Source organism: Sphingomonas larreae, assembly GCF_051400595.1.
Taxonomy (GTDB): domain Bacteria; phylum Pseudomonadota; class Alphaproteobacteria; order Sphingomonadales; family Sphingomonadaceae; genus Sphingomonas.
In genome coordinates this window covers 991,508-1,006,115 of sequence record NZ_JBLFFI010000001.1, presented here as the reverse complement: position 1 = coordinate 1,006,115, position 14,608 = coordinate 991,508, and the positions used below count along the sequence as shown (strand labels likewise).

Here is a 14,608-nt window from a genome sequence, read left to right as displayed (position 1 = left end):
CGCTCGATGCGCGGCACCGTGGATCCTGAAACGAGTTCAGGATGACGCCAGGGGGAAGGAAATCGCGCGCCCGCCCCGCCGGGTCACGCTTCGGGGTGACCGTCGCCTCTCGGCATGGCAGCGGCGGCACCGATGCCATCGCTCGAGCCCACGCCCGCCCCGCCGCCCGCCGTCGCCGCGCTCGTCACCCTGGCCGCGCTCGCGGTCGGGCTGACGCTGCCCGACATCGACCTGCGGCTCGGGCTCGGCCATCGCAGCGCGCTGACGCACAGCCTGCTGCCCGCGCTGCTGCTGCTCGCGTGGCGCCAGCGCGCCGCCGCTTGTGGGATCGCCGCGGGCGTCGGCGTGCACCTTGCCGCTGACTGTTTTCCGCACCGCATGGCCGGCTATGCCACCGTGAAGCTGCCGCTGCTCGGTGCGTTGTCGCCGCTCGAGTCCTATGCGTGGCTCGCGCTCAATGCCGCCGCGGCGCTGCTGTTTGCCGCGTGGTGGGCGCGGCGGCTCCACGCGCCGGTCGCGCGCGCACTGGTGGGGCTGGCGGCGCTCGCCGCGGCGCTGCGCTATTTGTGGCACGATCCCGGAGGGTGGCCGGTGCTCGCGCTGGCGGGCGGGGTGGCGTTCGCGGTAATGCGGGGGCGCGGCCGATGAGCCTCCCCGCAGAGGGAGTGCGGGCGAGGACGTGTCCCCAGGACACGTCCTTGGCCTGCCGGGGGCAGGCCAAAGCCCGCACTTCCCTGTCAGGGGATGAACAACAACCGCTCACCTTTGGCGGATCACTCCGCCGCCACCAGCGTCTCCGCGTCGTCGAGCGGGTGCGCCAGCCGCGTCAGCATCTCGCGCGGCACCACCTGCCACACCGAGGCGATGGTGCGCTCCCAGTCGTCGAGCAGGCCGCGCGACCAGCGGCTATCGGTCGCCACCGCATGTTCGGCGATCAACGAGCGCAGCTGCTCCTCCCAATGCGCCGCGGCGACGCGCTGCCAGGTGATGTTCTCCGGGTTGGCGCGGCGCGCGAAGCTGCCGTCGGCGTCGTAGACGAACGCCATGCCGCCGGTCATGCCCGCGCCGAAATTCGCCCCGACCGCGCCGAGCACCACCGCGACGCCGCCGGTCATATATTCGCAGCCGTTGGCGCCGCAGCCCTCCACCACCACGGTCGCGCCCGAGTTGCGCACCGCGAACCGCTCACCGGCCTGGCCCGCGGCGAACAATTTGCCCGAGGTGGCGCCGTACAGCACGGTGTTGCCGAGGATGGTGTTCTCCTGGCTGCGCAGCGGTGAGGACACCGCCGGGCGGACGATGATCGTGCCGCCCGACAGCCCCTTGCCGACATAGTCGTTGGCGTCACCGAAGACCTCGAGCGTGATGCCGCGGCACAGGAAGGCGCCGAGCGACTGGCCCGCCGAGCCGCGCAGCCGGATCGTCACATGGCCCTCGGCCAGCGTCGACATGCCGAACTTGCGCGTGATCTCGCTGGAGAGGCGCGTGCCCACCGCGCGGTGCGTGTTGCGCACCGAATAGGTGAGCTGCATCTTCTCGCCGCGCGAGAAGACCGGCGCGCCGTCCTTGATGATCTGCGCGTCGAGGCTGTCGGGCACCTCGTTGCGGAAGGTGCTGAGCGAGAAGCGGCGCTCGGCGTCGGTGGCGTCGACCTTGGCGAGGATCGGGTTGAGGTCGAGGTCGTCGAGATGCTCGGCGCCACGGCTGACCTGGCGCAGCAGCTCGGTGCGGCCGATCACCTCGTCGAGGCTGCGCACGCCGAGCCGGGCGAGGATGTCGCGCACCTCCTCGGCGATGAAGGTCATCAGGTTGATCACCTTCTCGGGCGTGCCGACGAACTTCTGGCGCAGCGCCTCGTCCTGCGTGCAGACGCCGACGGGGCAGGTGTTCGAGTGGCACTGGCGCACCATGATGCAGCCCATCGCCACCAGGCTGAGCGTGCCGATGCCGAACTCCTCCGCGCCGAGGATCGCGGCGACGACGATGTCGCGCCCGGTCTTGAGCCCGCCGTCGGCGCGCAGCTTGATCCGCCCGCGCAGCCCGTTGAGCGTGAGCACCTGGTTCACCTCGGAGAGCCCCATCTCCCACGGCGTGCCGGCATATTTGATGCTGGTCTGCGGGGAGGCGCCGGTGCCGCCGACATGACCCGAGACGAGGATCACGTCGGCGTGCGCCTTGGCCACGCCGGCCGCGACCGTGCCGATCCCCGCCGAGCTGACCAGCTTGACGCAGACGCGCGCGCGCGGGTTGATCTGCTTGAGGTCGTAGATCAGCTGCGCCAGATCCTCGATCGAGTAGATGTCGTGGTGCGGCGGCGGGCTGATTAGCGTCACGCCCGGGGTGGCGTGGCGCAGCTTGGCGATGAACTCGGTTACCTTGAAGCCGGGCAGCTGCCCGCCCTCGCCGGGCTTGGCGCCCTGCGCGACCTTGATCTCGATCTCGTCGCAGGCGTTGAGATATTCGGCCGTCACGCCGAAGCGCCCGCTGGCGATCTGCTTGATCACCGAGTTGGCGTTGTCGCCGTTGGCATAAGGCGTGTAGCGCGCCTTGTCCTCGCCGCCCTCGCCGGAGACCGCCTTGGCGCCGATCCGGTTCATCGCGATCGCCAGCGTCTCGTGCGCCTCGGGCGAGAGCGCGCCGAGCGACATGCCCGGGGTGACGAAGCGCTTGCGGATCTCGGTGATCGCCTCGACCTGGTCGACCGGCACCCCCTCGTTGGGGAAGTTGAACTGGAGCAGGTCGCGCAGATAGATCGGCGGCAGGTCGGCCACCCCGCGCGAGAATTGCAGGTAGCTTGAATAGCTGTCGGTCGCCACCGCGGTCTGCAGCAGGTGCATCAGCTGTGCCGAATAGGCATGCGCCTCGCCGTCGTGCCGCTGGCGGTAGAAGCCGCCGATCGGCAGCGTCGCCACTGCCTGATCATACGCCGCCTCGTGACGCTCGGTGGCGTTGACGTGGAGCGAGGCATAGCCCTCGCCCGAGATCTTGGCGGGCATGCCCGGGAACAGGTCGTTGACGAGGCTGCGGCTCAGCCCGACCGCCTCGAAGTTATAGCCGCCGCGATAGCTGGAGATCACCGAAATCCCCATCTTGCTGAGGATCTTGAGCAGCCCCTCCTCGATCGCCTTCTTGTGCCGTGCGAGGCACTCCTCGAGCGACAATTTGCCGAACAGCCCGCGCGCATGGCGGTCGGCGATGGCGGCCTCGGCGAGATAGGCGTTCACCGTGGTGGCGCCGACGCCGATCAGCACCGCGTAATAATGCGTGTCGAGGCATTCCGCCGCGCGCACGTTGACCGAGGCGTAGGAGCGCAGGCCCCGGCGGACGAGATGCGTGTGCACCGCCGCGGCGGCGAGCACGCCCGGGATGGCGACGCGGTCCTCGCTGATATGCTCGTCGGTGAGGAACAGCTCGCTCTTGCCTTCGCGCACCGCCTGCTCGGCCTGGTTGCGGATGCGCTGGATCGCGGCGCGCAGCTTCTCCGGCCCGCCGCCCGCCTCGAAGGTGCAGTCGATATCGGCCGCGGCCTGGCCGAAATAGCCCTTGAGCCGCGCCCAGTCGGTCGAGGTCAGCACCGGGCTGTCGAGCACCAGCACGCGCTCGCGCCGGTCCTCGGTGTCGAGGATGTTGGCGAGGTTGCCGAAGCGCGTGCGCAGCGACATCACGTAGCGCTCGCGCAAAGGGTCGATCGGCGGGTTGGTCACCTGGCTGAAGTTCTGGCGGAAGAACTGGCTGATCAGGCGCGGCTTGTCCGAGATCACCGCGAGCGGCGTGTCGTCCCCCATCGAGCCGATCGCCTCCTTGCCGCTCTCCACCATCGGGGAGAGGATCAGCTCCATGTCCTCGATCGTCTGGCCGGCGGCGACCTGGCGCCGCGTGAGATCGGCGCGGGCGTAGCGCGTCAGCGTGTCGACCGGGGCGGGGGGCAGGTCGGCCATGGTGGAGAACTCGCCGATCATCGCGGCATAGTCCTGCTCCGCGGCGATACGGTCCTTCACCTCGCGGTCGCGCAGCACGCGGCCCTCGTGCAGGTCGACCGCGATCATCTGCCCCGGCCCGAGCCGTCCCTTGGCGATCACCGTGCTCTCGGGCACCACCACCATGCCCGCCTCCGAGCCGACGATCAGCAGCCCGTCGGCGGTCTCGGTGAAGCGCAGCGGGCGCAGCGCGTTGCGGTCGACCCCGCCGACCGCCCAGCGCCCGTCGGTCATCGCCAGCGCGGCGGGACCGTCCCACGGCTCCATCACCGAGGCGAGATATTGATACATCGCGTGGTGCGCCGGCGGCATGTCGTCCGAATAGGCCTCGGGCACCAGCATCAGCTTGGCGGTGGGCGCGTCGCGGCCCGAACGGCAGATCGCCTCGAACGTGGCGTCGAGCGCGGCGGTGTCCGACGCGCCGGCGGGGATCACCGGCTTGATGTCCTCCGAATGCTCGCCGAACGCGATCGAGGCCATGCGGATCTCGTGGCTGAGCATCCAGTTCTTGTTGCCGCGCACGGTGTTGATCTCGCCGTTGTGGGCGAGGCAGCGGAACGGCTGCGCCAGCCACCATTGCGGGAAGGTGTTGGTGGAATAACGCTGGTGGAAGATCGCGACGCGGCTCTCGAAGCGCTGGTCCTGCAGGTCGGGGTAGAAGACCGACAGGCTCTCGGCGAGGAACAGCCCCTTGTAGATGATCGAGCGGCAGCTCAGCGAGCAGACGTAGAACCCCTGGATCTGCGCCGCGATCACGCGCTTCTCGATGCGGCGGCGGACGAGATACAGGTTCTTCTCGAACTCCTCGGCCGAGACCTCGTCAGGCAGCGGGCCGGCAATCATGATCTGCTCGATCTCGGGCCGCGTCGACTGCGCCTTGAGCCCGATCACCGACACGTCGACGGGCACCTGGCGCCAGCCGTAGATGGTGTAGCCCGCCTCGATGATCGCGCTCTCGACGATGGTGCGGCAGGTCTCCTGCGCGCCGAGGTCGGTGCGCGGCAGGAACACCATGCCGACGGCGAGGCGGTTGGGGAGCAGCTTGTGCCCGCTGGCGGCGACGCAATCGTCGAAGAAGCGCACCGGCAGGTCGACGTGGAGGCCCGCGCCGTCGCCGGTCTTGCCGTCGGCATCGACCGCGCCGCGGTGCCACACCGCCTTGAGCGCGTCGATCGCGGACTGGACGACGCGGCGCGAGGCGCGCCCGTCGGTCGCGGCGACGAGGCCGACGCCGCACGCGTCACCTTCGAACTCGGGGCGGTACATGCCGTGCGTGGCGAGGTGCTGGCGGCGGGCGTCGAGCGTGTCGGTCATGGGATCAGCTCCTCGGAGCGCAGGTGAGAGAGGGTCCGGCGCGTGCCGGCGATCAGGTCGGGCAGGTCGCGCCAGGCGAGATTGGCGCGCTCGGCCTGCGCTGCGGCGCGAGTGGGGTAATCGTGCGCCAGGATGTTGCGCGTGGTACCGATCTCGAGCCAGCGCGCGGCGTCGGGCAGGCCGCCGAGCGCCTCGACGCGGCGGAACTGGTTGCGCATCGACAGTCCGGCGATCGTCTCACCCGAGAGGAACAGCAAGCCGCGGAACAGCTGCCGCGAGACGAGATCGTAGAGTTGGTCGAACATGCGCAGCAGCGCGTGGAGCCGTTCCCGCTCCTCGTCGCCCCAGCCGGCGAAGGTGGCCGCCTCGAGCGGGAACCAGGCGGCGACGCGCACGGACAACCGCTCGAGGTGCGCGGCGAGGTGCGCCGCCGCCTCGGCCACCTCGACGGTCGCCTCCAGGACCTCGTCGCGCCTCACAGGATCACGCCTTCGCGCTGTGCGGCGCGATCGAGCCACGACGGCGCGGCGCCAGGCGCGCGCACCACCACGTCGACCTGCTCCTCGTCGAGCGCCTGCCATAGCAGCGAGCGGAAGCGCGCCGCATGCGCGAGGTCGGCCGTGGCGTGATCGGCCTCGATGTGCAGGTCGATGTCGCCGCCGCGGGCGGCATCATCGACGCGGCTGCCGAACAGGCGCACGACCGCGCCGGCACCGAACGCCTCGCGCGCGGCCTTCTTGATCGCGGCGACCTCGGTGGGGGACAGCCTCATCGCGCGGCGCTCGAGAAAGACGGGCGGCGCATCAGCCCCGCTCCGCCAGCAGCGCGCGGCGCTCGATCAGTCGTTCGATCCGCACCGCGGCGTCGAAGAGGAAGGGCAGGTGGCCGAGCGCTTGGCGAAGCCGCGCCAGCTGGTCGGCCGGCTCCACCGGATAGTCGTGGACCAGCTCGTTGCGCAGCTTCACCACCTCGAGCCAGCGCGGCGCGTCATCGAGCACGTCCAGCTCTTCCATGCGATGGCCGATATCGAGCGGGTAGAGCCCCTTCAGCCGCACCCCCATCGCGCGCAGCACGGTGCGGAACAGCGCGTTGAGCGTGTCCTCGAGCTGCTCGAAGTCCTTGAGCGCGGCAGTGGACGCGACGCGCGCGATCACGGGCAGGGCGGCGAACTCGCTCGCGGTCTCGGGTAGGTCGGGAAGCAGGCCGAGGGTCTCCTCGGTCGAGCGGACGAGCGCGCGGAGCGCGCGCAGCAGGTCGACGACGATCTCCTGCTCGGGCGTCACAGCACGATCCCGTCGCGATAGGCGATGCGCTCGAAGCCGCGCGGCACGGCGCCGCGCTCGGTGACGATTACGTCTACCTTCTGCGGCGCGATGCGGCGGAACAGCACGTCCTCGAACGTGCCGCGCGCGCCCCATTCGTCGTCGAGCGGGTCGGTCTCGACGTGTAGGTCGATGTCGCCGCCGCGCAGATCGTCGCGCACGCGGCTGCCGAACAGGCGCACCACCGCGCCCTCGCCGAACGCCTCGCGCGCGGCCTCCTTGATCGCCACGACATAATCGGGCGGCAGCCTCACGCGGCGACCTTCTCGCTCTTCGCCTTGGCGCGCAGATATTGGTGCATCGTCGCCGCGACGTCGCGGCCGTCGCGGATCGCCCACACCACCAGGCTGGCGCCGCGGACGATGTCACCCGCCGCGAACACGCCGTCGAGGCTGGTCATCAGCGTCTTCGAATCGACCAGCACCGTGCCCCAGCGCGTCACGCCCAGCTCGGCCGCGTCCCACAGTCGCGGCAGTTCCTCGGCGTCGAAGCCGAGCGCCTTGATCACCAGGTCTGCCGGCATCGTCTCGGCGCCGCCGGGGGCGACCTCGGGCGCACGCCGCCCGCTCGCGTCGGGCGCGCCGAGCCGCATGCGGTTGACCTCGACCGCGCTGACCTTGCCCTCGGCGCCGCTGAAGCGGGCCGGCGCGGCGAGCCAGACGAACTCGACGCCCTCCTCCTCGGCGTTGGCGACCTCGCGCTGCGAACCCGGCATGTTGGCGCGGTCACGGCGGTAGAGGCACTTCACACTGTTGGCACCCTGGCGGATCGCGGTGCGGACGCAGTCCATCGCGGTGTCGCCGCCGCCGATCACTACCACGTCGCGCCCGGCGGCGTTGAGGCGGCCGTCCTCAAAGGCGGGGACATGGTCGCCGAAGCTCTTGCGGTTTGACGCGGTGAGATAGTCGAGCGCGGGAACGACGCCCGCCAGATCGTTGCCGGCGAGGTCGATCGCGCGCGCCTGGTAGACGCCGGTCGCGATCAGCAGCGCATCGTGGCGCGCGCGCAGCTCGTCGAGCGTGGCGTCGCGGCCGACTTCGAAACCTTCGTGGAACACGATCCCGCCCGCCTTGAGCCGCTCGACCCGGCGCATCACCACCGGCTTCTCCAGCTTGAAGCCGGGGATGCCATAGGTCAGCAGCCCGCCGGCGCGGTCGTGGCGATCGTAGACATGCACCTCATAGCCGTGACCGCGTAGGTATTCCGCCGCGGTGAGCCCGGCGGGACCGGCGCCGATCACGCCGACCGACTGCCCGCGCGCCGGGCCGGGCACGAGCGGCTCGACCCAGCCCTCATCCCACGCCTTGTCGGTGATGAACTTCTCGACCGAGCCGATCGTCACCGCGCCATGGCCGGAGAATTCGATCACGCAATTTCCCTCGCACAGCCGGTCCTGCGGGCAAATGCGGCCGCAGATCTCGGGCATGGTCGAGGTGGCGTTGCTCAGCTCATAGGCCTCGCGCAGCCGGCCCTCGGCGGTGAGCCGCAGCCAGTCAGGGATGTGGTTATGAAGCGGGCAGTGGACCGAGCAGTAAGGCACGCCGCACTGCGAGCAGCGCCCGGCCTGGTCCGCCGCCGCAGGGGTGGCATAGCGCTCGGCGATCTCGCGGAAGTCGTCGGCGCGATCGGCCGCCCCGCGCTTGGCAGGATAGGATTGTGCGCGTTCGACGAACTTGAGCATGTCGGCCATCGGTGTCCTCCGACAGCCGACGTCTCACACCGATATAGGTGAGTCACGCACTTTCTGGCTATTAAGTCAGTAAAGCTGCCGTAAAAACTTCGATTGTTGCGCGTCTGCGCATCGACCTTCCACTCACGTGTGAGAAGAAGGTCCGCACCGGATCAATGTAGCGCGAGCAACGCCAAGGCGATGGTGCCGGCAACGATGCGGTACCAGGCAAAGGGTGCGAAGCCGTGCTTGGTCACGACCCCCATGAACCAGCGGATCACCAGCAGCGCGACAATGAACGAGACGACGAACCCGATCGCGATGGCACCATAATCGACATGGCCGGGCAGGTCGCGGCTCTTCCACAGCGCCAGCGTGGTGGCGCCGAGCATCGTCGGAATGGCGAGGAAGAAGCTGTACTCGGCGGCGGTCTCCTGATCGACGCGCATCGCGCGCGCGCCCATGATCGTCGCGCCCGAGCGGCTGACGCCGGGGATCATCGAGATGCACTGCACCACGCCGATGCCGAGCGCGACGCGCCACGACATCGTCTCCACCTCGCTCTTGGGAGCGGGGGGGACGGTACGCTCAATGAAGAGGATGGCGATGCCGCCCACGATCAGCGCCACCGCCACCACGGTCGGGCCGACGCCGGGGGCCTCGAGCACCGCTCGGATCGAGGAATAGGCGATCGCGCCCACCACGGCGGAGGGCAGGAAGCCGAGCAGCACGTTGCGCGTGAAGCGGAGCGCGCCGGGATCACGCCGCAGCAGCCCCTCGCCGACCTTGAGGAAGCGCCGCCAGAACAGCACGATCACCGCCAGGATCGCGCCCAGCTGGATGACGATGTCGAAGGTGGCGTCGGCCTCCTTGAGCCCCAGCAGCGCGCCGGCGAGCACGAGATGCCCGGTGGAGGAGACGGGCAGGAACTCGGTGACCCCCTCGACGATGCCGAGGAGGATGGTGATCAGCAGGTCGTTCACGTTCTTTCTCCCCCCGAACCCACCGGCGCGTCTCCCGCGCGCCGGTCAGCCCGCGGTCTGGTTGATCATGCTGAAGCGCCCCGCTTTGCGGTAGCGCACCAGCCAGTTGGGTGCGACCGCGTCGATCGGGGTCGGCTCGACGACCAGCGCCGCGAGATCCTCGGCGCCCGCGCCGACGACGCTGTCATGGCCGAGCAGCTTCCACTGGTCGCCCGAGATCGGGGTCAGCGGCAGCGCGGCGAGCAAAGCGCCCGCGCCGTCCGGCACCGTCACGAAATGCGGGTGGCGGCCGATATGCTCGGCGACGCGGCGGTTGAGCTGGAGCATCGACAGCACCTCGGGCCCGCCCAGCTCATAGGTGTGCCCGGCATGCGTGTCGCGGTCGGCGATCGCGGCGAACACCGCGCGCGCGACGTCGACGACATAGACCGGCTGGAACCGCGCCGCGGGGCGCAGCACCGGCACCACCGGCAGCCGCGCGATCATCCCGGCGAAGCGGTTGAGGAACTGGTCCTCGCGGCCGAAGACGGTGGAGGGGCGCAGGATCGTCGCGGCGGGATCGGCCTGGCGCGCGGCCTGCTCGCCCGCGCCCTTGGTGCGCGCATAGACCGAGTCACCGCCCGCATCGGCGCCGATCCCGGAGACATGGACCAGCGCCGCGCCGGCGTCGCGCGCCGCCTCCGCGACGATCCGCGCGCCCTCGACATGGACGCGCTGGAGGTTGCCCGCAAAGGTGCCGACCAGATTGACCACGGCATCCGCGCCCGCGACCGCGCGCTGGATCGTCTCGGGCCGCGTGACGTCCGCCGCGACGAACTGGGTCTGCCCCAGGCCGCCGAGCGGCTTGATGAAGAAGGCCTGGCGCGGGTCGCGCTGCGCCACGCGCACGCGCGCGCCGGTCTTGAGCAGGGCCTGCGCGACATAGCGGCCGAGGAATCCCCCGCCGCCGATCAGCGTGACCAGTCTGTCGTTCATGCCGTCCTTCATCTCGAACGCCTTTCCGCTACGCGCGCCGCTCTGCCCGCCGCGCCGGCCGATGACAAGGCCGGATGGGGGCCGAAACAGGGCAGCGACGCGCGATCATGCCGCGGCGCCGCAGGGTCGGCGAAAAAGCGTGTTGACAACCCTCCGCGGCACCCCCTAGAGGCGCCGGCCTACCCCGTGCCCAGATGGCGGAATTGGTAGACGCACCAGCTTCAGGTGCTGGCGATCGCAAGGTCGTGGAGGTTCGAGTCCTCTTCTGGGCACCACTTTGTACCTAGGCCTTGAAAAGGCTAGGAAACAGCGGAAATCAGCGGCTTTTTGACGAGCGTCTAGTACAAACGTACGAGGCCAGAAGCCGATGTGTTCCTACCTCCATCGCGCCCCGAACGGGGTCTATTATTTCCGCATGGGGATACCTGCGGACCTGCGCCCCTTCATGGCTGGCAAGCGGGAGATAAAGCGCTCCTTGGGCCTAAAGGATCGAGAGGCCGCTAAGGCCCTCATTCCCGATATGACGAAGGCGGCTCACAAGCTGCTCAAGCAAGCTGAGCGGGATAGGTCCGCTGCGGTCCCACAGCCGGCGAAGCCTGCGTCGCAGATCGAGCGGGAGCGGAGGCAATGGGAGGCTGACCAGCTACAGGCCGAGCTTGTGGCCGAGGTCAGATTTGCCGAAGACATGGAGATTGAGCGGCTAGAGCCTGTCATGGATGCTCTGGCGGCGGGGATCGAGACGGAGGCTTCCCCGGCTGACGTGGCTAGGGCTGGCAAGCTGCTGGTTACCGACGAGCGGGAGAATGCTGCGGCGCTGGTCGCGTCTCTGCAAGCTCGCTTCGACAGAGCCTCGTTCCCGTCAGTGCCTCAAAATCAGGCCGTTGAGTACGCCCCCGAGGCAAAGCCGGGAGAGGGCAAGGGCATCTACCTAGACACAGATATCCTCGACGGGTGGGCGGCTGAGCGGGAGCCGTCTCCCCGTGGCAAGGACGCCTACTGGCGCGATGCCAAGCTGTTCAATTCCATGATGGGCCGCAAGTCCGTCGAGCTTATCACCAAGGCCGATGTGATGGCCTACAAGCGTAAGCTGATCGAGGACCCCGCCCGCTCGCAGAAGAACGTTAGGGATCGGTTGGCCTACCTGCGGACCCTGCTAGAGTGGGCTGCACAAGAGGATATCGTACCCGTAAACGTAGCTCGTGACGTTAAGATGGCTGTCACGGAGCGGGGAGAGAGGCGCAAAGACTTCTCGATTGATGACCTGAATGCCCTGTTTGCTGGCCCGGTTCATGCCAAGGGCGAGCGGCCAAAAGGCGGCTATGGTGAAGCTGTCTACTGGTTGCCCTTGCTAGCTCTGTATATGGGAGCGAGACGGGAAGAGATCGGGCAGCTTCGGGCGCAGGACGTGAGGCGAGAAGCCTACATTGACGATGATGACAAGCGGCAAGAGGTTTGGTGCCTCGACATCACAGATACGCCTGAGGGTGTAGCCTTGCGTAATCAGCTTAAGAACGAAGCGAGTAAGCGACTTGTCCCTCTGCATCCTAAGCTGATCGAGCTAGGATTTATCGAGTACGTGACCAAGCTCCCAGATCAGCAAGGGCGCGTGTTCCCCGGCTTAAAGCCTGTCGGCATCGGGCAGAAGCTGACGGACAAGGTAGGCCAGTGGTTCAGCCGATATAAGCAAGAGTGCGGAATTGATGATAAGGCCAAGGTCTTTCACTCATTCCGCCATACTTGGAAAACCTATGCCGTAGATGCCGGTATCCCTGAGCGGGTATGCCGTCAGTTCCAAGGCCATGAGGGGAAGGACGCTGCGGACAAGTACGGCGCTGCACCATCTATGCGAGTGATGGTAGCAGCTATCGAATCTTACCGGGTGCCGGGAATAATCATCCCGACACTCTCAGCTATTGGTCAGGATGCTCCCTAATCTGGACGCTAGGGATTGGCACGAGCGCAGGCGGTGCGACCGCGATCAATGAGACCCATGCCGTCATAGCTTCTCAGGCAGGACTGATAGGCCGAGTAATAGACGATGATTGAAGCCGCTGCGACCAAACCCCCTGCTATGATCAACGCGGCCTTCACAATCTCACTCATGGTAACCTCTCGCTCCGCCTCAGCATTGGAGAGGTCGTCGTCTCCATCGTCAACCCGGAAGCCGCATACAGATACCCGAATTTTCCCCAGAGAAGCCCGTGAGGACTCATCGGGAAGCGTTCGGGTATCTGTAGGCCGGGATTGGCTATCGCCTCTCAGCGACTCTCCTAGGGCAATCTAGACGGGGGCGCTGATTAGGCCTCGTAGCCGAGCGGTACGCCAGCCTCTCGGCGGGCCTGCTCCCCGGTCGGGGCAACCCGGATGCCGGTAGCCGTCTGCATGTAGGCTACGTCGCCAACCGGGGTGCCATGGGAGCGGCGGGCAGCGTCGCCGGTCTGAGCTACCCTAATCCCGGTCACGCCCTGCCCGCCCCGGAAGGGATCATAGCCGGTCATGCTCTGACCCGCCTGAGGGCCGCTAGGAGCCTGCCGGGAAAAGGTGAAGCCGGTCGGGCCCTCTACCCATTGCGGACCCTGTGCCGGGGCCTGAGCGGGCGCTGTGGGGGACTGAGCGGCAGGGCTGGGGAGGCCATTGAAGCCGAACGAGCTAGCCACGGTCTGACCCGGTGGGATCGAGGCGGCGTCAGGAACGTCCGGCGTCTCCGCAAAGGCTTCGTCGCTGGTGCCTAGCGCATCCTCAATCGACCAGTTGGCGGCATCTGCCTCCGATACCTCGCCCTTGCTGATTGCTAGCGCCTTGGCATCCTCAAGAATCATAGGAGCGAGGCTGTCCAAGTGGCTTTCATCACCGCTATTGTTGTAGGCGGTAAGCGCCTTGTCGTAGAGTGCCACAGTAGCATCATCGCTTTGGTGGATCAGATCAACGGCAGTATGCAGCGTGTTGCCCATGGCAGGGACACGGGCAATGAAGCCGTCAATGGCATTCTTGTAAGCGACATTAGCAGGGATGCCCTTAGCCATATCGTCTTGAGCCTGCTTCTGCACAGTGCGGGGATTGTGGCCATGTATGTTCATAAGCGAGAGAGCCGCCTTGACCTTTATGGCTTGACGCGGAGTAAGTGCGGTCATGAAATATCCTTAGTAGATTAGCGGGATACATCGCCTATCGTCGGGACAGGCGGGATGATGCCTTTGCGGATAGCGGCGACGAGATATTGAAAGGCAAACTTGAAATCGCTTGCTCTGAGATACGGGCGGCCAGCAGCTTCCCACAAATCGTAAATGTCATAAGCCATACGGCGGGCGATGACTTGAGCATCTTCAGGCAGGTCGTAGAGTGCAGGCGGCACGGGATTGTCTGATAGCTTCGGCCAATTGGCTTCATGCTCAGCAGCGTGCCTAGCTAGCAGGACGGATAGATTAGCAGCTTGGACAGGTATGAACGCAGCAGCTAGAGCCTTGTCGCCATCCTTCATTAGCCATGCAGTGACGGCGCTCCACTCTAGATGAGCTTTGGCAGCATCGGCGTATGGCCCCGCTCGCACCATCAGATCAGGTAGCGTCTCCGGAACAACGGTCCATCCGCGTGGCCTGCGGTCAGGCGGGAAAGAGCGGGGAGGCTTGGGCGCTTCTCCCATTCCATAGTCATGCAGGTCCGGCATCATGGCTTGACCATCAGTGCGACAGCGGCAGCGCAAGCTAGGTAGAACGCTGCGAGGCTAGCCTTGTCGGGATGCGTCTTGCCGGCATTGAGCAGCGGGTATCGTTCAACAGCGGAGATAGTCTTAGCTCCCAAACGGCGGAGCTTGTTGGTTCGTATCCCTACACCCGGATAGGGGAGGGTGGTTACGAGCATCCCTGTTAGCCCTTGAAGTAGCCGCGAGCTTTACCCGCAAGATAGACGGACATAGCGCGCTCTGGATCACCGGGAGCCAAGGCCATAATCTGAGCCGGGATTGCCTCAGGTTTGACGGTAATCAGGTATTCGTAGGCGTTGTCAGCAAGATTAGTGAAGCCGTTGCAAGTATGCGGCTTAGCTACCGTTTCGCCTAGCGACATATCCCAAGCCATCTGAGAGTAGTGGATAGTGAAGCCGGTATCCATCAGGCTGTCACCGGACCTTACGTCTACCCGGATATCGGAGAACTGGCTAAGGCGGATATTGCGAGCCTCGGTCTGTTCATCAGTAAGAGCAGAAGCAAGCCGCTCCTTCGCATCAGCAAGGGCCTTAGCGATCTCGTTGGCCTTGGTGATGGCAGGCTTGCCGATAAGATCGATGGTGGCATTCACCTTGAGTAGATCGGCGCTGAGGCTTTCAATTTCAGCGGCAATCAACATGGTAGGCTTCAAGTTGGTCATGGTATTT

13 protein-coding genes and 1 tRNA gene are annotated in these 14,608 nt (G+C 66.8%); 3 read left to right on the top strand and 11 right to left on the bottom strand.

Features of this window, described 5'->3' with window-relative positions:
* Positions 1 to 132: 132 nt before the first annotated feature.
* Complete coding sequence (locus ACMGDM_RS04440; protein ID WP_436802898.1) at positions 133 to 648, top strand: hypothetical protein; 516 nt, start codon at positions 133 to 135, stop codon at positions 646 to 648.
* Positions 649 to 773: 125 nt separating this feature from the next.
* On the opposite strand, the gene gltB is transcribed toward ACMGDM_RS04440, so the two are convergent.
* From gltB to ACMGDM_RS04400, 8 genes are all read right to left on the bottom strand, one after another.
* Positions 774 to 5,291 carry a glutamate synthase large subunit gene (gene gltB, locus ACMGDM_RS04435; protein WP_436802897.1) on the bottom strand — a complete coding sequence of 1,506 codons (4,518 nt, stop codon included), beginning with the start codon at positions 5,289 to 5,291 and terminating at the stop codon, positions 774 to 776.
* The gene (locus ACMGDM_RS04430; protein ID WP_436802896.1) at positions 5,288 to 5,770 is read right to left on the bottom strand and encodes a hypothetical protein; all 483 of its coding nucleotides are present in this window, start codon (positions 5,768 to 5,770) and stop codon (positions 5,288 to 5,290) included. Before ACMGDM_RS04430 ends, gltB begins: the two co-directional genes overlap by 4 nt.
* A complete protein-coding gene (locus ACMGDM_RS04425; protein WP_436802895.1) occupies positions 5,767 to 6,063 on the bottom strand; it encodes a hypothetical protein in 297 nt (98 codons plus the stop codon). Before ACMGDM_RS04425 ends, ACMGDM_RS04430 begins: the two co-directional genes overlap by 4 nt.
* Positions 6,064 to 6,094: 31 nt before the next feature.
* Complete coding sequence (locus tag ACMGDM_RS04420; RefSeq protein ID WP_436802894.1) at positions 6,095 to 6,574, bottom strand: hypothetical protein; 480 nt, start codon at positions 6,572 to 6,574, stop codon at positions 6,095 to 6,097.
* Positions 6,571 to 6,867 carry a nucleotidyltransferase domain-containing protein gene (locus ACMGDM_RS04415; protein ID WP_436802893.1) on the bottom strand — a complete coding sequence of 99 codons (297 nt, stop codon included), beginning with the start codon at positions 6,865 to 6,867 and terminating at the stop codon, positions 6,571 to 6,573. Before ACMGDM_RS04415 ends, ACMGDM_RS04420 begins: the two co-directional genes overlap by 4 nt.
* A complete protein-coding gene (locus ACMGDM_RS04410; RefSeq protein ID WP_436802892.1) occupies positions 6,864 to 8,303 on the bottom strand; it encodes an NAD(P)-dependent oxidoreductase in 1,440 nt (479 codons plus the stop codon). The genes ACMGDM_RS04415 and ACMGDM_RS04410 overlap by 4 nt, the downstream gene beginning before the upstream one ends.
* Positions 8,304 to 8,455: 152 nt before the next feature.
* Positions 8,456 to 9,265: an undecaprenyl-diphosphate phosphatase gene (locus ACMGDM_RS04405; RefSeq protein WP_436802891.1), complete on the bottom strand. Its 810-nt coding sequence runs from the start codon at positions 9,263 to 9,265 to the stop codon at positions 8,456 to 8,458.
* Positions 9,266 to 9,310: 45 nt separating this feature from the next.
* Positions 9,311 to 10,240: a complex I NDUFA9 subunit family protein gene (locus tag ACMGDM_RS04400; RefSeq protein ID WP_436802890.1), complete on the bottom strand. Its 930-nt coding sequence runs from the start codon at positions 10,238 to 10,240 to the stop codon at positions 9,311 to 9,313.
* A 188-nt stretch (positions 10,241 to 10,428) separates the two neighbouring features.
* On the opposite strand from ACMGDM_RS04400, the gene ACMGDM_RS04395 reads away from it, so the two are divergent.
* Together ACMGDM_RS04395 and ACMGDM_RS04390 are read left to right on the top strand one after the other, a co-directional pair.
* A tRNA-Leu gene (locus ACMGDM_RS04395) sits at positions 10,429 to 10,515 on the top strand.
* 92 nt (positions 10,516 to 10,607) lie between these two features.
* Positions 10,608 to 12,173: a DUF6538 domain-containing protein gene (locus tag ACMGDM_RS04390; RefSeq protein WP_436802889.1), complete on the top strand. Its 1,566-nt coding sequence runs from the start codon at positions 10,608 to 10,610 to the stop codon at positions 12,171 to 12,173.
* Between the two features lie 364 nt (positions 12,174 to 12,537).
* On the opposite strand, the gene ACMGDM_RS04385 is transcribed toward ACMGDM_RS04390, so the two are convergent.
* The 3 genes from ACMGDM_RS04385 to ACMGDM_RS04375 form a co-directional block, all read right to left on the bottom strand.
* Complete coding sequence (locus ACMGDM_RS04385) at positions 12,538 to 13,371, bottom strand: hypothetical protein (protein ID WP_436802888.1); 834 nt, start codon at positions 13,369 to 13,371, stop codon at positions 12,538 to 12,540.
* A 17-nt stretch (positions 13,372 to 13,388) separates the two neighbouring features.
* Positions 13,389 to 13,907, bottom strand: coding sequence for a hypothetical protein (locus ACMGDM_RS04380; RefSeq protein ID WP_436802887.1), 519 nt, complete (start codon positions 13,905 to 13,907; stop codon positions 13,389 to 13,391).
* A 196-nt stretch (positions 13,908 to 14,103) separates the two neighbouring features.
* Positions 14,104 to 14,601 (bottom strand): hypothetical protein, encoded by a 498-nt coding sequence (locus tag ACMGDM_RS04375; RefSeq protein WP_436802886.1) that lies wholly within the window; start codon positions 14,599 to 14,601, stop codon positions 14,104 to 14,106.
* Between the last annotated feature and the right edge of the window lie 7 nt (positions 14,602 to 14,608).